Source organism: Dictyobacter vulcani, from assembly GCF_008974265.1.
Lineage (GTDB): Bacteria > Chloroflexota > Ktedonobacteria > Ktedonobacterales > Ktedonobacteraceae > Dictyobacter > Dictyobacter vulcani.
Genome location: NZ_BKZW01000001.1, coordinates 4170079 through 4186327, shown reverse-complemented (window position 1 = coordinate 4186327; position 16249 = coordinate 4170079). Strand labels below are relative to the sequence as shown.

At 52.6% G+C, this 16249-nt stretch carries 16 protein-coding genes; 9 read left to right on the top strand and 7 right to left on the bottom strand.

Going from position 1 to position 16249, the window contains the following annotated elements:
• Positions 1–18: 18 nt before the first annotated feature.
• A complete protein-coding gene (gene paaA / locus KDW_RS17870) occupies positions 19–960 on the bottom strand; it encodes a 1,2-phenylacetyl-CoA epoxidase subunit PaaA (RefSeq protein ID WP_151757204.1) in 942 nt (313 codons plus the stop codon).
• Positions 961–1121: 161 nt separating this feature from the next.
• Positions 1122–1775: a TetR/AcrR family transcriptional regulator gene (locus tag KDW_RS17865; RefSeq protein ID WP_162005338.1), complete on the bottom strand. Its 654-nt coding sequence runs from the start codon at positions 1773–1775 to the stop codon at positions 1122–1124.
• 237 nt (positions 1776–2012) lie between these two features.
• Here KDW_RS17865 and KDW_RS17860 point away from each other — a divergent pair, with 237 nt between their 5' ends.
• From KDW_RS17860 to KDW_RS32920, 7 genes are all read left to right on the top strand, one after another.
• On the top strand, positions 2013–2309 hold the full coding sequence (locus KDW_RS17860; protein WP_151757202.1) for an EthD family reductase: 297 nt from the start codon (positions 2013–2015) through the stop codon (positions 2307–2309).
• A gap of 206 nt (positions 2310–2515) precedes the next feature.
• Positions 2516–2896 carry a thiamine pyrophosphate-dependent enzyme gene (locus tag KDW_RS35045; protein ID WP_151757201.1) on the top strand — a complete coding sequence of 127 codons (381 nt, stop codon included), beginning with the start codon at positions 2516–2518 and terminating at the stop codon, positions 2894–2896.
• Positions 2893–3621 (top strand): thiamine pyrophosphate-dependent dehydrogenase E1 component subunit alpha, encoded by a 729-nt coding sequence (locus KDW_RS17850; protein ID WP_162005337.1) that lies wholly within the window; start codon positions 2893–2895, stop codon positions 3619–3621. The genes KDW_RS35045 and KDW_RS17850 overlap by 4 nt, the downstream gene beginning before the upstream one ends.
• Positions 3618–4592, top strand: a complete 975-nt coding sequence (locus tag KDW_RS17845) for an alpha-ketoacid dehydrogenase subunit beta (RefSeq protein WP_151757199.1) — start codon at positions 3618–3620, stop codon at positions 4590–4592. Before KDW_RS17850 ends, KDW_RS17845 begins: the two co-directional genes overlap by 4 nt.
• Positions 4593–4644: 52 nt before the next feature.
• A complete protein-coding gene (locus KDW_RS17840) occupies positions 4645–5991 on the top strand; it encodes a dihydrolipoamide acetyltransferase family protein (protein WP_151757198.1) in 1347 nt (448 codons plus the stop codon).
• Between the two features lie 37 nt (positions 5992–6028).
• Positions 6029–6187 (top strand): thioesterase, FlK family, encoded by a 159-nt coding sequence (locus KDW_RS32925; protein ID WP_198925316.1) that lies wholly within the window; start codon positions 6029–6031, stop codon positions 6185–6187.
• A 64-nt stretch (positions 6188–6251) separates the two neighbouring features.
• Entirely contained in the window at positions 6252–6446 is a 195-nt protein-coding gene (locus KDW_RS32920) for a hypothetical protein (RefSeq protein WP_198925315.1), read from the top strand.
• Between the two features lie 438 nt (positions 6447–6884).
• On the opposite strand, the gene KDW_RS17825 is transcribed toward KDW_RS32920, so the two are convergent.
• Positions 6885–7811: an MFS transporter gene (locus tag KDW_RS17825; protein ID WP_151757196.1), complete on the bottom strand. Its 927-nt coding sequence runs from the start codon at positions 7809–7811 to the stop codon at positions 6885–6887.
• A 458-nt stretch (positions 7812–8269) separates the two neighbouring features.
• On the opposite strand from KDW_RS17825, the gene KDW_RS17820 reads away from it, so the two are divergent.
• A complete protein-coding gene (locus tag KDW_RS17820) occupies positions 8270–9250 on the top strand; it encodes a threonine ammonia-lyase (RefSeq protein ID WP_151757195.1) in 981 nt (326 codons plus the stop codon).
• A 209-nt stretch (positions 9251–9459) separates the two neighbouring features.
• On the top strand, positions 9460–10836 hold the full coding sequence (locus tag KDW_RS17815) for an NAD(P)/FAD-dependent oxidoreductase (RefSeq protein WP_233097738.1): 1377 nt from the start codon (positions 9460–9462) through the stop codon (positions 10834–10836).
• A gap of 86 nt (positions 10837–10922) precedes the next feature.
• On the opposite strand, the gene KDW_RS17810 is transcribed toward KDW_RS17815, so the two are convergent.
• The 4 genes from KDW_RS17810 to KDW_RS17795 all read right to left on the bottom strand — a co-directional run bounded on the left by KDW_RS17810 (position 10923) and on the right by KDW_RS17795 (position 16241).
• A complete protein-coding gene (locus KDW_RS17810) occupies positions 10923–11363 on the bottom strand; it encodes a pyridoxamine 5'-phosphate oxidase family protein (protein ID WP_151757405.1) in 441 nt (146 codons plus the stop codon).
• Between the two features lie 212 nt (positions 11364–11575).
• Positions 11576–12043 (bottom strand): WD40 repeat domain-containing protein, encoded by a 468-nt coding sequence (locus KDW_RS17805; RefSeq protein ID WP_151757194.1) that lies wholly within the window; start codon positions 12041–12043, stop codon positions 11576–11578.
• Complete coding sequence (locus KDW_RS17800; protein WP_151757193.1) at positions 11989–13599, bottom strand: serine/threonine protein kinase; 1611 nt, start codon at positions 13597–13599, stop codon at positions 11989–11991. The genes KDW_RS17805 and KDW_RS17800 overlap by 55 nt, the downstream gene beginning before the upstream one ends.
• Before the next feature lie 47 nt (positions 13600–13646).
• Positions 13647–16241, bottom strand: a complete 2595-nt coding sequence (locus KDW_RS17795; RefSeq protein WP_151757192.1) for a HEAT repeat domain-containing protein — start codon at positions 16239–16241, stop codon at positions 13647–13649.
• Positions 16242–16249: the final 8 nt, after the last annotated feature.

Genomic DNA, 16249 nt, shown 5'->3' with positions numbered 1-16249 from the left:
GTTTCCTCTTTCTCGACTTCAGGCGATGTTGGCCTGGGTGGCCAGCGAGCGTTGCTGCATAACCTGACGTACCCATTGACCATCTTCATAGGAGAGGCGGCGGAAGCCAATGCGCTCAGCGGAAGCGGGACCCTGGTTACGGGAGATCGCACGCAAAACATCCCATTGTGGCTCACCATACAGCCAGCGGCCCTGTTCGGCATCGTAGCGTAGCTCTGGATCAGGAATCACCAGTCCGACCTCGCGTAAGCGTGGAACCTGGACATTCAAGAATTCCTGGCGCAACTCTTCGTTGGCTTTCGCTTTAATGCGCCACCACTGCAAATCTTTATCTTTTTCGGGTGGGGTAGCAGGACCATGGAAAACCATCAGCGCGGGCCACCAGCGATCCAGCGACTCCTGCACCATCTGACGCTGCGCATCGGTACCATTCATCATAGTGATAATCATGTCGCGCCCGTGCATCATGTGGAATGATTCTTCCCAGCAAATTTTCTGCATAGTGCGTGCATAGGGAGCATAGCTGCTATCACGTAAAGCATGCTGCGAGACAATCGCCGCCGCATCTACCAACCAGGCGATAATACCAACATCCGCCCAGCTATAGGTCGCATAATGGAAGGTATTGTGGAATTTGCCCTTGCCCGCGATCAGATCATCCAGACAGGCACTACGAGGCTTACCCAGATCTTCAACCAACCGGTACAGCAATTCCGCATGCCCCACCTCATCCTGAATCTTCGCGGTCAGAGCCAGCTTGCGATGAATCGTCGGAGCCCGCATAATCCAATCGCGCTCAGGCAGAGCTCCCATTAACTCAGAGTTCGCATGCATCTCAATGAAGCGTATTAATGACTGTCGATAGGCATCCGGCATCCAATCAGTAGCCTCAACCTTGCCTCCTGCGGCCAGATAGTCACGGAACTGCGCTGTTCGCGCCTCAACATTATCCTGAATCATAAAATCTCTTTCCCTCTCTCTTTCCCGGAGGCACGGGATATGCAATAACGGCTTGATAACGTATTATATCACTAAAATTCTACCGCCTGGTAAAAATATAAAAGAGAAAGATTAAAAAGTCAATCAATAACAGAAATAATTTTATCGGTCAGTATAATCCGCTATGGGGTGGTAAGCAGGCCACCTTCAATCATGCCAATGAACATGGTAGCAATCTGTTGATGGGTATAGCGCCCGTCTGATTTATACCAGTGGGAAAGCCAGTGGCACATACCGAGCAGACCAAAGGTGACTATTTGGGAATCAAAATCAGGCTTGAAGATCTTCTGAGTGATACCTTCTTGCAAGATCTGTTCAAAGTAGCGCTCATAATCTTTTTCACGTAGCGCGATTTCACGCGCAAAGGGTCCGGAGAGATGGGCCTGTTCGCGATAAAAAACGGTGACGGCCGGAGAAGTATTGGCGGTAATAGCAATGTGGTGCTCAATCGCATGCTGTAGCTTTTCCCGAGCAGGTAGCTCGGACTCAACAATACGCCGCAGCGGCTCCTCAGCGATATTGAGCACGGTCAGATAGACCAGACGCAGGATCTCTTCTTTGTTTTTGACGTGATAGTAAAGCGCAACCTTGGTGACACCCAGTTCATCCGCGATATCGTTGAGGCTGGTCGCGCCAAAGCCACGTTCCGCGAAAAGACGGGCCGCCACCTCAACAATCGCTTTCTGCGTTAAACGCGTCCGCTTCACCACCTCACCCTGGCCATCCTGCTTACGCCCTCGCTGACTGCTTGATAGCTTCTGTACATGCTGTTTCATAAAATTTGTTTCCTGCTGTATATTTATTATGAAGGGATTGTCAGCTTCCATTACGCATCATAGCACGATCCTGTAAGGCATACTGCCGAACGTTCAAGTTTGCAGGAGAGTCAGGCAATCTCAATTCTTGCTATTTTAGCATAACGTAAAGTAGACAAAATTAAATATTGACTTTTAATGGCGTATTAGGATATATTTTTACCACGTGGTAAAAATACAAAGAGGAGAGTGTTGACAATGACAGTCACAATGATGGCCCTATATAAAGAGCCAGCCGACCGTGAGAAGTTCGAGAAACACTACTTTGAAACCCATATCCCCCTGGTAAAAAAAATTCCAGGTCTGCAAAAAGTAGAGGTTAGCCGCTTTTCGGGCAAGAGTGCTCCTTATTATCTGATGGCGACCCTTTATTTCAACAATAAAGATGAGCGTAAAGCTGGACTTGGTTCACCAGAAGGTCAGGCGACCACGGACGATCTACCCAACTTTGCTGATCCCAGTAGCGTTACGATCGCCTTTGCCGAGATTATATAAATAGGAATAACTACCGTATCTCGTAAGTTGATACGGTAGTTTCCAGTACAGTCTATGCAGTCAGAAAAAGTCGGGCAGGTTCGGGGTATGTGCATACGTGGATAGGATAATTAACATATTTTTTTGTCACATGAACTTGCCAGGGCTGGCCGCAAGGGCGCGGTTTCTCTGAAAATACTATGAATAGTAAGTGCAGGAAGTAGACTATGACGAGCACACTACATGAACAGGATATACGCCCACCCGAGCCGATTTCCGTTCTGGCACCCGATGGCTCATTGCAACCAGGCATGCAGCTAGAGGAATCCCCAGAACTGTTATTGGAGATGTATCGCTGGATGAGCTTTGGGCGTATTTTTGATACACGTTTGATTCACCTACAACGCCAGGGACGTCTATGTACGTATGCTCCGGTCGCCGGACAAGAGGCGGCCCAGGTTGGCTGTAGCCTGGCGCTACAACAGGATGACTGGCTATTTAGTTCCTATCGCGATGGGCTGGCCAGTATTGTCCATGGACTCCCCCCGAACACGTTCCACTCTTCTTCCGCGGCCATCCTAAAGCTGGCGCGATTCCGGCTGATGTGAATGTCTTCGGCTTGCAGATTGGTATTGCCGAGCAGATTCCACATGCAGTTGGTGTAGCCTGGGGTATGAAACTGAAGCGGGCAAAAACGGCTACGCTGGCGATGTTTGGCGATGGCGCCACCTCAGAAGGCGCGTTCCACGAGGGCGCTAACTTCGCGGGCGTCTTTAAAGCTCCGGTGGTTCTGGTCTGCCAGAATAACGGCTGGGCGATCTCAGTACCACGCTCACGTCAGACTGCCAGCGAGACTCTCGCGCAGAAGGCTGTGGCCTATGGCATTACTGGCCGCCTGGTAGATGGCAACGACGTCCTGGCGATGTACCGTGAAACCACGGCCGCCCTGAAACAGGCCCGCAGTGGCCAGGGTCCAACCCTGATCGAGGCCGTCACCTATCGCTTCGGTCCTCACTCTACCGCCGATGATCCACAGCGCTATCAACCTGCTGGTGAATTGACCGAATGGAAAGATCAACGCGATCCCATTACACGCCTGCGTATCTGTCTGGAGCGCGAAAAGCTCTGGGACGAGACACGACAGCGAGCGCTAGAAGAAGAGTTACGCGAATATATCGCCCGCAGCATCACCACTGCCCTGACCGAGCCTATTCCCGCCCCTGAAACCATGTTCGAGCAGGTCTATGCCGAGCCCACCCCAATCCTGAATCAGCAACGGCAAGAACTCCTTGACCATCTGAAGGCAACACAAAAAGGAGTTACTTTTCCATGACCCAACGCAATCTAATTGAGGCTATTAATGACGCGCTAAAGGTAGCGATGCTCGACGACGAGAACGTCATGGTTATGGGAGAGGATGTCGGCCGCAATGGCGGCGTTTTCCGGGCCACCGATGGTTTGATCGAGCGTTTCGGCGAGGACCGTGTGGTAGATACCCCGCTGGCCGAGGCAGGCATCGTCGGGACCGCGATCGGCCTGGCGACCTATGGTTTAAAGCCAGTGGCAGAGATTCAATTTCTCGGCTTCTCAATGCAATCCTTCGCACAGTTGTTATTGCAGGCGGCCCGCATCCGCACACGCTCACGCGGCCGCTTCACCTGTCCGCTGGTGATGCGTGCTCCCTTTGGCGGCGGTGTGCGCGCCTTTGAGCTTCATGGTGATGCACTGGAGGCCCATTTCGTGCACGCCCCCGGACTCAAAGTAGTCGCGCCAGCCACTCCCTACGATGCCAAAGGCCTGCTACTCGCGGCCATCAACGATCCTGATCCGGTTGTCTTCCTGGAACCCCTGCGTGGCTATCGCGCCAAACGCGAAGAGGTACCAGACGGACACTATACCGTCCCACTGGGAAAGGCCGCCGTGGTCCGTGAAGGGACAGATATCACGATTATCGCCTGGAGCGCCATGGTCGCCACCGCCCTGGAAGCAGCCGAGCTACTGGCCGACGAAGGTATTTCAGCCGAGATCATTGACCTGCGCACCCTCTCACCCATTGATACAGAGACCATTATCCACTCGGTAGAAAAAACCGGGCGCGCCATCGTGGTCCATGAGGCACCGAAAACCGCAGGTGTGGGAGCTGAGATCGTGGCCACCATCAACGAGAAAGCCCTGTTCTGGCTCGAAGCTCCAGTCGTACGCGTCACCGGTTACGACGTCGTCTCCCCCGTGATCCTGGAAGATTACCATGTGCCGAGCGCCGCTCGCATCATCCAGGCCACCAGAGCCAGTATGACCGTCTAGTGGCGGCTGATTATACACCGCTAAAAAAGCAAGCCGTCCATAGGAGCTGAAAATGACCGTAGAGTTTCACCTTCCGGATCTGGGAGAAGGTATTACAGAAGCGGAGATCGTCCGCTGGTTAGTCAAGCCTGGCGATAATGTGATCCAGGATCAAGAGATTGTGGCTGTACAAACAGATAAGGCGGTCGTAGAGCTGCCATCGCCGGTGGCTGGAACCGTCATCGAACTGGCCGTGGCCGAAGGCGAGATCGTGCCGGTCAAAAGCGTACTGCTCAGGTTCAGCGAGGAGAACCAGGAGTCAACCAGTAACGGTAGTCAGGTAAATGGACACACCAAACAAAGTGCAGCAGTAACCCTGACAGCCGCTGTCTCATCTCTTCAGACCGCAGCTCCCAGCCAACACAATGGAAGCAAGCAGACTGGCGGACAGCGCCCACCACATCCCAACCGCACCCTGGCGACACCAGTTGCCCGCCGTATGGCCCGTGAGTTTAACATCGATATCGCCAGCCTCACCGGCACCGGTCACTCCGGACGAGTGCGGACCGAAGATGTGCAGCAGGCGATTGCACGCCTGAACGCTCCGCAGGAAACTGTCGCCGCCACACGCAGTAACGGAACCAGTAAACCTGTCAGTTCCAATAACGGTACAGCTACCACTTCCCCGGCCGCCCAACCAGTCCGCAATCAGGAAGACGCTCAGGCAGAAGAGCGTATCCCGCTACGTGGTATGCGCCGGAAGATCGCAGAGAATATGGTGCTCTCAGTGAGCACGATTCCCCAGGTGGCATCCCTGGTCGAAGTCGATGCCAGTGGACTGGTCGAGCTACGCAAGCAGTTACTACCAGTGGCCGAGGCACAAAACATCAAGCTATCCTATCTGCCATTCATCGTCAAAGCCCTCGTGCAGGCACTCAAACAATATCCCTATATCAACGCCTGCATCGACAATGAACGTCAGGAGATTGTGCTCAAGCGCGAATATCATATCGGCATCGCCACCTCCATACCCGATGGTCTGCTAGTACCAGTACTGCGCCATGCCGACCGGCTCACGCTTTTGGCTACTGAAATCAATCGACTCGCAGAAGCGGGCCGTCAGCAGCAACTCCAGCGCGACGAGCTACGTGGCAGCACTTTCACCATCAGCAACTATGGCAACATCGGCGGCTTCTTCACCACCCCGATTATCAATCCTGGCGAGGCTGGCATCCTGGGACTGGGCCGCATCACCAAACGTCCCTGGGTCGTCGAAGACCAGCTGGAGGTGCGACCGGTGCTCCCACTCTCCTTCACAGCCGACCACCGCCTGATCGACGGAGAGCTCGCCATGCGTTTCCTCAACACCCTGATATCAACCCTGGAGCAGCCACAACGCCTGCTCTTGAATATGCGGTAAGCATAAAATTGACCATAAGTTTGGAGGATATATGCGCGTGATCCCGGCAAACCATGAAACAAGGATGCGGATTGTGGTGACCGCAGAGATGACCGCGCAATTTGAGGAAATGGGCGAGGTACATCCTGTCTATGCGACCTACTGGCTAACCAGACACATGGAACTGGCAGGTCGCAAGCTGATCCTGCTTTTCTAGAGGAAGACGAAGACGCCATCGGCTATGAGGTCACGGTACGTCACCTGGCCTCAGCCCTCCCGGCATGTGGATCGATTTCACCACCCACTATACACGTACCGACAAGAATCGGATCTATGTACAATGCAAAGCAGTCAGCCAGCTACACGACCTGATTGGCGAAGGACATACCACCCAGGTCGTGCTACCCAAAACCAAGCTCCAGACCAACTTCGCCACCCTCCAACAACGCAGCGCCGACCACCAGGAAGCAGGATAAACAAATATAAGAAAGCTACTGCCTGGCACGGCGAGTAAAAAAAAGAGGAAGCTCTCTCCGAGAAAAGATGCTTTCCCCTTTCATAGGCGTTATTCCTCTGTTTTAAAAAATGTCAGGCTCTTCAATGTGGGTTGCTCTCGTAAGGTGGATATAGGGAGAAAAGGATCCAGAGAAAAGCGAAAAGCATGCCAATACTTGAGAGCACTACGGTTGGAAGTAACCCAAATGCTTCACCTGCTGCACCACCCAAAAAGGATCCTATCGGCAAGGCGCTACAGATAAGAAAACGCATACTGGCATTCAGACGTCCCTGGAGGTGTCCGGGGATAAGAGATTGACGAAAACTCACCTGGGTGATGTTGAACACGATCAACGTCAGGCTCTGCACGAACCAACTGAGCATGAGAAATGGAATAGCCACTCTCGTTGACACACTTGCTAACGGAAGGAGCCCCCCCCTATCCCATAAAAGAGTGCAGATCCTAGAATGGTTGGCCCCATGCCAAAACGATCGGCAATGCGTTGAGCCAGAAATGACCCCACCAATGCTCCCACGCTTCCCATAGAGAGCACAAAAGCATATATGATCGGCTCTACTTTGAGATCACGAACCACATAAAGGATCACAATGCTCATAAGAGCACCATTGAAGAGATTGATGGTCCCATTGCATGCTGCAATTGACCAGAGTACACGATGATGGAAAACTGCCTTCAACCCCTCTCCGATCTCTTTGAAGACAGCCTGCTCCGTTTCATGATGCTCTTTTCTCGGTTCAGATTTCCTGATCCTGCAAAGAAAAAGTGCAGCAATGAGGAATGAGCAGGCATCAATCAGCATGGCAAAAGGCGCTGTAAGCCATTGAACAATTAAGCCAGCAAGTCCCGGACCTGCGATCTGAGCAAATGCATGGCTCGTCTCCAATTTCCCATTTCCCTCAAGCAGGTGCTCTTGTTCAACAAGTGAGGGAAGATAGGCTTGATACGCAATTTCAAAAAAGACACTCAGGCATCCACTGAAAAAGGCAATACCATAGAGATATTCCAGGCGCAACAGATGAAGGAAGGCCATGAATGGAATGGTTCCGATACTCACCGCTTGCCCAAGGCTTGTGATAATAAGCACAGGCCGACGTGGAAACCGATCAACGACCACACCCGCAAATAGACTCAAAAACAACATGGGAGCGAAAGCTAAAAACGAGAGGACTCCCATTTGAATGGCTGTAGCGTGCAATATGAGCGCAGCAGTCATGGGAAGGGCAAATGCAGTTACTTGCGAGCCAAATGCAGAGATGGTCTCTCCTGTCCAGAATTTGAGAAAATCCTTGTGATGGCGTAATCCTTGTGGCAAGAAAAAATGCATCGAAAACTCCCTGAAAAGATGGAAAAGCCATGAGGTGAAATGATCACATCACGGCCTTCACGCACAAAAAAACCGTGGGAAAACGTCACCCACGGCTGCTCTCTTCTCAAGTTGTTCTTCGCTCAGAGGCTCCCAAAAAAGGACAGAGTGCGGCTGTGGGCAACGGCACGGCTATCGATCATGCATGGTGTGCCAAGTCCCCACAGCGTTGAGTGGTCTGTGGTTTGCGTCATATGACTCAGGGCGCTCCTCCTTCTGGATACAAGTTTGTGTTAAAGATGCCTTTAAAAAATAGCACACTGCTTATCTTCTTGTCAAAGAGTATCTATTTAGCAATGTTACTATAACCCCTCTTTACATTTGAGGACCCTTTCGAGTACGATACAGACTGCCGCCTCTGAATCCTTTGTCTGAAATATCATCAATCAATCTAAACATTCATTTATTATAGGAGGTCTATGATGCTTGCTTCTTATATCTCGGCTCCAGAATTAACTGCTGCTTATGTGGACGAGGTGTGGCGGACATTGCCGGATTTCGTGCGTCCCACACTGCTGCTTCCTGCTTCTCGACTTACTACAATCCTGGGCTGTGAACTGACCATCGCCAGTGAAACGCTGCAACACACGGGCAGCTTTAAGTTTCGGGCAGCCTATAATTTGTTGTCACAGGTCCCTCACACACAGATCATGACCGCTTCTTCAGGCAATTTTGGTCAGGCAGTTGCCTATGCATGTCAACTACTCAACAAATCGTGTACGGTGGTAATGCCAGACACCTCTGCCCAGGTAAAAGTCGCCGCAGTACAGGCCTTTGGAGGTACCGTAGATCTCGTTGATGTACGCAAAGTCAGCCGCACAGAGCGGGTAAAACAATTGCTTGAGAAGACAGAGGATGGGTTCTGGGCTCAGGCATACGATGACTATCGCGTGGTGACAGGCAATTCAACGCTGGGATATGAAATTTTTAGCGCCGATCGCTTTGATACACTGGTGGTACCTATTGGCGGTGGTGGCTTAAGTGCGGGGACGGTCGTGGCACGCGATCATATGGGATTAAGCACGGAAATTATCGGCGCAGAACCAATACCAGGCAATGATGCCGCTCGCTCGTTACGCAGTAAAACATTACTCTCTAATGAAATGGAAGCCGCCACCATCGCCGATGGAGCCCGCACGCTAAGTCTGGGCCAGATCAACTGGGACATACTACGTTCAGGACTGGCTGATATTGTCGAGGTTCCCGATACCGCCACCCTTGAGGCCCTGCGCCAGTATTTCCTGTATTGCAATTTAAAGGTCGAACCAACGGGCGCACTCGCTCTAGGAGCTATCCTGACACAGCCAGAACGCTTCAAAGGCAAACGTGTTTGCTGCATCGTCAGCGGAGGCAATGTCGATCCAGCCGTCTATGCACAGGCACTCACAAATAGCTTATAACTGGCTCATCGCAAGCGCATTTTTATTTTCTTTTAATTCGCTGTTCTCAGATTCAGTATATTTTTTCAGGAGCAAGGGCATGCAAGCAGCCGCAGTAGAATATCATAGATGAGCAATTTGAAGTTAAACTGCTGGAGGCGATTATGCATGTGTTGGCTATAATATGCAAGATGTTTCATAATTCCATTAGCTGAGCAGTAATAGAATGTTTGAAAGGTTTAGCAGATATGGATGCAGAAGCCAGGACAACACAGACGGGACATCCCAGGGTGGTAATTGTTGGGGCCGGCTTTGGTGGTTTACAGGCGGCACTGGATATTGGTAAGCAGCAGCCAGAGGTTAATCTGACCGTTATTGATCGCACCAACCATCATCTTTTTCAGCCTTTACTGTATCAAGTGGCGACAGCCGCCCTGTCACCAGCGGATATCAGTACGCCAATTCGGCATGTGTTGCGCAAACAAAAGCGTACTGAAGTAGTGATGGCCGAGGTAACGGATGTTGATCTTGAGCAAAAGCGGGTGATCATGCACGATGTCAGTATCCCATATGATTATCTGGTTATTGCTACCGGTGCCCATGAAAACTATTTTGGGCACCGCGAAAGCTGGGAGCCGATCGCACCAGGGCTGAAATCAATCGAAGATGCCCAGCAGATCCGTCGTAAGATTCTACTGACCTTTGAACAGGCTGAATTGGAGATGGATACTGAGCAGCGAAAAAGGTTGCTGACATTTATGGTCATTGGCGGCGGACCAACCGGGGTGGAGATGGCTGGCGCGATCGCCGAACTCGCCTATCAGACGCTACCACCCGAATATCGCCATATCGATCCCGGTATGATCCGTGTGATTCTGGTCGAGGCCATGCCCAGAATCCTGAGTACGTTCCCGAAGAGCCTTGCACGCAGGGCCAGGAAAAAGCTAGAACGGTTGGGAGTCGATGTTCGAACCAGCACGCTATTAGAAGAGATCACTGAGGAAGGCGCGGTCGCCGGTGGCCAATGGATGCCCGCGAATACAATCATCTGGACAGCGGGCGTACAGGCATCTCCCGCGGGCCAGTGGTTGGGTGCGGAGACAGATCGTGCCGGACGTGTACTAGTAAACCCCGACCTCACACTTCCCAATCACTCTGATGTTTTTGTGCTGGGGGATACTGCTACCATTATGCAGGATAATAAGCCGCTCCCCGGCATTGCGCCGGTAGCCATGCAGCAGGGGCACTATGTGGCTGTGGTAATCAAGCAGAAAATTGCTGGCGAGCAAACTAGCGAGCCCTTTCACTATCATGACAAAGGCTATCTGGCCACCGTCGGCCGGGCCTATGCGATTGCCAGTATTGGACGCATCCGCATCTCCGGTTTTAGCGCCTGGATCCTCTGGCTGGCCGTACATATCGTCTATCTGATTGGCTATGATAACCGCATCATGGTCCTGCTACAATGGGCCTGGTCCTACATCTTCTTAAAGCGGCGCGTACGCATCATTGCTCCGTCCACCCGGGACAATCCTGTGCCGGATCCAGCACATAACAACATGCCAGCAGCAGAAAAAACTGAAGTCTCGACTATACCCGGGCAATAGTATGTATACACGAAAAGGCCATCGCGTCGTAGCTATGACGCGATGGCCTTTTCGTGACAAAAGTGGGTTGACTGGTAGGGTAAAGCTTATTTCATATCTAATTTCACATCAGAGCCTGAGGGTTGCTCACCCTTTGAAGTCAGGCCTTTCACAATGGAATAGAGGGCGCCCATTTTACCTGCGGGTGCATTCCAGTATTCTGCGCTCTCGACATGCACCTTCATCAGCGCCAGTTCTGGATCATCTTCACCTTTAGGGAACCAGGCTTTGTAGATCGGGTTCCACAGCGCCTTGATTTTCTTGCGATCATTAACCAGTTGTCCGGTTCCGGAAACCGAGACATACAGGTTGTCGCCAGGCTTACTATAGCTTAAGTTAACCTGGTGATGCTGCTCTACTTCACCCACTTTGTGTGCGGTCGCATAGGTAAAGAACCAGAGATCACCATCAAACTCGACCGCTTTCAGATCCTGGGTCACCATTGGACGGCTACGCAGACTGCCATCCGACTCGATGGTGGTCATCATAGCGACGCGCACGTCTTTGATTTTTTCGCTCAGGAGTTTTTTTATCGCTTTTATGCTCGGTATGTGAACTCATAAACCACTCTCCAATCTATCTCATCAAAAACCACATTTGGATCATTTTCATCCTGGTGAATACCAATAATACACGCAGTACACAGGTTGAAAGATGCAATATGAAACCTTTTGAAACTAGTTGCGGTAGAGCTTCAGGCCTACACGGACCAGATCGTTAAGGCGTTAGCATCATGTTCATCCAGCGTCGCCAGTTCATCTCGTATTGGTGACCAGGCAGCCAGTAGTTGTCCGGAAGCAGTCAGGGTTGGAGCAGGATCTTGTGGAGAGCCAAGCAGTAAACGTTTCTCGCTGGAAGCCAGGGTGATCCAGCCCTGACGAGAAATGGATAACATGCGCAGCAGCGACGGTAATTTCTCCCATAGCATATACTCAGTATGGTCCTGCGCCTGCCAGCACAGCACACGATGATCCTTGGTCGCCACTACCAGCAGCGCACCATCCAATGACCAGCAGAGGCCCTGGATCTTCTGGCCTACGTTAGCAACCTGCCAGACCGCCTGCTTTCCTCCAACTGGCCAGCAGACAACCGTTCCCTGACTGGAACCTGCGGCTAGCTGTGTGCCATCTGGCGACCAGCGCAGGGTACCAGGATTATCACAACGCATCCCCCGGTTGAGAGGTGTTGAGGAGTCATGGAACGTCCCTGTTGCAGACGCGACGCCGGTAGATGATAGATCCAGAGAGAGGTATCCACCCAGACCGCTAACTGGTCGCGCACAGACCAGTCCAGTCCCTGGGGCATACTCAGCGTCAATTGCAGGACTTGAGGCAGTAAAGCGGTGTCCTGCACCCGCCAGAAGCAGATTTTGCGATCACCTGCGACGGCCAGCACCAGACTATCAGCAGACCAGCAGATCGCGCTGGCACGTGCCGCATTTGGCGTCACCACCTGGCTCAGTGCCCCACTACCAGGCCAGTAGATATAGACAGAGCCATAGAGAACACAGGCCAGTGCTGAGCCATCTGGCGACCAGGTCAGCGTTTTTGGTCGCGCGTCGAAAGCCATTCTGGTGAGTCTGCGCAATAACAAAGGCTTCAGGATCAGTCCCTCTGGGCGCTCAGGTGCAATCGCCCGGGGCGGCTTGATCGGGAGAGGATCATCTAAGGAGCGCACATCCTGGACATCTGAGGAATCCAGCGCGAGCGAGAAGCGCGCTTCATGGGAACGTGGACCAGGATCGGGCGCTGTTTTATCTTCACCATAAGCATACACTGCCTGCTGGAGTGCACGGGCAAAGGCCATGACCGAGGAATAACGCTGCTCAGGTTGCTTCTCGAGTGCACGCAGAAAGACAGCATCAATCTCCGAGGATTGCAGGCGCTCTGGTAACAAACTACTGGGCGGTACAGCCGGCGCATAGAGGTGGGCCTGGAGATAATGTTGCTGCTGCTGATCAACGCCCTGGATAGGAAATTTACCAGTCAATAACACACAGCCCATCACAGCTAACGCGTATTGATCGGAGGCACTATCTACCTGCAAGGCAATCTGTTCAGGAGCCATAAAGGCCGGCGTCCCCACGACCTCACTGGCCATCTCAAACGACTGATGCTTATAGCGAGAGATCCCAAAATCAAAGAGGTACAGATAAACGGCTCTTTCAGGTGTATCCACGGAACGATACAGGAAATTACCGGGCTTTACATCTTCATGGACAATCTGAGGATTCTGGCAATGCAGATACCAGAGGCAACCAGCCGCCTGAAAGATAACATCGGCCACCTGGCGCAGAGACCAGGATTGCCAGGGGGGACGCTGATTCATCAAGTTCGCCAGCGATCCCTCTGGAATGTATGGTGAGACCAGAAATGGCACATTGTGCTGCTTATAGTGGCGATAGCCGGAATCCAATAATGGCAGAATCTGGGGATGGTGCAGGCCCTGAAGGATATTGATTTCCCGGACAAAGCGCTCCTCAGTTTTCTGGTTACGCTGCGCATCACCCTCATGCACCTTCATAATCTTTACCACTACATCGCGCCCCGACTCGCGATCCTGTGCCAGCCAGACCTCGCTCATATGTCCACTGGGCAAGGTCCTCTTCAAAAGATAGCGCTCAGCGCTCATGGCTCCTCCCAATGATGGTTTCGCCTTTTTGACAGTAGTGATTTGACCAGGTGCGGGATGGGGAAGGACGCTGCGTCCTTCCCCATCCCGCACCTGGTCAACCTGTTAACAGAGGGCTAGCGGTAATGGTGGTTCACTCACTAGCGAATACGCTGTGAAGGGCTGCCGGGCTGGCTTCGGGATGATGGTTGCTGGCGTTGGATGGCCTGATATTGCTCGGCCAGGTCTTCTTTATCGCGTTTGGCCTGATCAAGCTCAAGGCGTAACCGATTGCGCTCTTTCGTCAACTGGTCCACGTTAGTTTTGAGCTTCTCTTTATCACTCATCACCTTCTTGATCTCGTCCTCGTTGAACCCTTGCTCTTCCTTAACCTTGATCAACTCTTCTTCCAGGCCGCTGATGGTCTTCTGCTGCTCCGCCATTTTCATAGCTGAGGTCAGCAGTTCCTTCTTAAAGGTCTCGCGCTGCTGATCAAGATCCTGTTGTAGCTTCAACAGTTGAGGCTCATAGCGCCATCCCAGCAACACATTGGACACTTCATGTAGAGCGCCCTGATCGGACTTATCTTCGCGCAACTCTTGCAATTTGCGTACATCCCATTGACCACTGGCCAGCAAACCACCAAGCGCCCGCAAGGAGACCGAAAGCTCCTCTGGATATGGTGATCCTGGTCGCCGATTGGCAATGCCATAGCGATCAATAGAATAAACGTACTCAGTGACATCTTCTGGTGCAATAGTCATGCTCAACACGGACGCAATCTCAGCACGCAAGGCCGCAGGCGACTCTGGATCATCAAACACTTCCAGCAAGAGATGCTGCGTCCTGGATCCGAGCAGCAAGAACAGGTAGATCAACTGCTTACGCTGCTGAGGATTATTAATCAAGGATTGTACCAGGTGATCAATAATCGCCTGCTCACCCAGGAGTAACAGCAAGGCCATCACCCGCAGGTTGGTCTCTTGCGCCGTACTATGCTCGACGAAATCGATCAGTTCGGGCACCATCACATGTTCCTGATAATCCAGCTTTGCTTCCTCATAGATGCGTTCAAGGAGCAGCGAGACCGCCATCGCAATATCATCACGATTGTCACCCACCAGTAACGAGACCAGTTCATCCTTAATGACTTCGGGAGCCATACTACGGAAGACCTTCATCGCGGCTTCACGCCGGGGCACATTGTTACGATCACTTTGCGCGGTCCAGATAAATGACAGCGCCGGTACGCCGATCTCGCTCAGAATAAACTGGGCTGACCTGGCAACCGCTGGATCACTATTCACGATCAGATCACCAACCCGCGTGACGACCGAGCCACCATTTCTGATCAAGGCGATTTCAGCACCCCGACGCTGCTCCTCATTAAATAAAGCATCCACCAGTCGATTAAGGACGCTTTCGTGCAGAGCAGGTTTACGCGCCAGGCGCACAAAGGCTTCAGCCACATCTTCAATCAAGCGCGCATCTTCTAATCCATCCAGCAAGGCCAGGATACTGACATCAGCCAGCGTTTCGGAGAGCAGATCCAGGAGCGCCTCACGCGCATAGGGCGGCAAGGTTGGATGGAAGAGGCGCACGATCTCACGCACGATCTCTTGCTGCTCCTGGCCCTGACGCTGACGCACCAGGGTAATTACCACACGTTGCGCCATCTCCCGAGCCGTGGCCCGCTGATCATTTAAGCCCGATACTAATGGACGCAAGACTGGCAGACCATATCGTGGCAAGAGATCCGCCACAATCGGACCCCGCTCATGCTCTCCCAGCAGGCTCACCAGGGCCGGAATGGCCACATCGGGATATTTCAGGAGTAGACTGGAGGCCGCGTTACGCGTCGCAGGCTGATAGAGTGCCTCCAACAGGGCAGGTACAACGGTCGTCCCGGGCATCTGCTCCAGAGCCTGCTGAATATATTCGCGCACCGATTCGTCACGATGTAGCAGATTTTGTACCAGCACCGGGGCGGCATCGCGGCCCTTATCGCGGAGCACCGCGAGGATCTGTTCACCCTGAGCAGCACTATGCCGCTGTTCCAAAGCAGCAACCAACCGCTCACCAGGGAAAGGTGTCATCATCATCAAGGCGCGACGCACCCGCTGCGTCACCACCGTCTCATTTGGCGTATCCAGCGCAGTCACCAATCCATCAAAAGCGACCAGCCCCAGTTGACTCAAGGCTTGAATAGCGGCTTCATACACCAGGGTATTACTCATGGACAGGATATCCAGCAGTGGCTTGACCACCCGTACATCCTGGAACTGGCAGAGCGCTCGAATGATAGCAATGATTACCAGTTGCTCAAGCTGCGGCTGCTCCAGCAACTGAATCAAGGCTTGAATAGCGCGTGGATCATGCAGATGTTCCAGGATCTGCACCAGGAAGCGTGTGCGCCCTGAGGATCCAGTGGAGAGGGCATCAATAACGGGCTCAACCACCGGCTCGCCGATCGATTCCAGTACGGTTGCCGCGCGTTCAGCCACGACATCATCGGCATCGGTCAAGATGCGCTCGATCAGGCCAGGGATACTCTCAGGTGCATAGAGCTTCAAGGCCTGAAAGACCTGCTGGCGCACCGACTGCTGAGGATCACCAAGCAGACGCAAGAGTGGATCCAGAGCCCGGAAATCATGGGCCTCGCTGAGAATCTGCACCACACGCGTACGTACAATTTCAGAAGGATTATTCAGCCGCTCGATCAGGCGCGGCACTGCCGGCGAACCAATCTCCTGCAACGCCTGCA

Coding starts and splice junctions, on each gene's coding strand:
- paaA (WP_151757204.1), bottom strand. CDS start 960: ATGATTCAGGATAATGTTGAGGCGCGAACAGCGCAGTTCCGTGACTAT.
- KDW_RS17865 (WP_162005338.1), bottom strand. CDS start 1,775: ATGAAACAGCATGTACAGAAGCTATCAAGCAGTCAGCGAGGGCGTAAG.
- KDW_RS17860 (WP_151757202.1), top strand. CDS start 2,013: ATGACAGTCACAATGATGGCCCTATATAAAGAGCCAGCCGACCGTGAG.
- KDW_RS35045 (WP_151757201.1), top strand. CDS start 2,516: ATGACGAGCACACTACATGAACAGGATATACGCCCACCCGAGCCGATT.
- KDW_RS17845 (WP_151757199.1), top strand. CDS start 3,618: ATGACCCAACGCAATCTAATTGAGGCTATTAATGACGCGCTAAAGGTA.
- KDW_RS17840 (WP_151757198.1), top strand. CDS start 4,645: ATGACCGTAGAGTTTCACCTTCCGGATCTGGGAGAAGGTATTACAGAA.
- KDW_RS32920 (WP_198925315.1), top strand. CDS start 6,252: ATGTGGATCGATTTCACCACCCACTATACACGTACCGACAAGAATCGG.
- KDW_RS17825 (WP_151757196.1), bottom strand. CDS start 7,811: ATGCATTTTTTCTTGCCACAAGGATTACGCCATCACAAGGATTTTCTC.
- KDW_RS17820 (WP_151757195.1), top strand. CDS start 8,270: ATGATGCTTGCTTCTTATATCTCGGCTCCAGAATTAACTGCTGCTTAT.
- KDW_RS17810 (WP_151757405.1), bottom strand. CDS start 11,363: ATGATGACCACCATCGAGTCGGATGGCAGTCTGCGTAGCCGTCCAATG.
- KDW_RS17805 (WP_151757194.1), bottom strand. CDS start 12,043: ATGCGTTGTGATAATCCTGGTACCCTGCGCTGGTCGCCAGATGGCACA.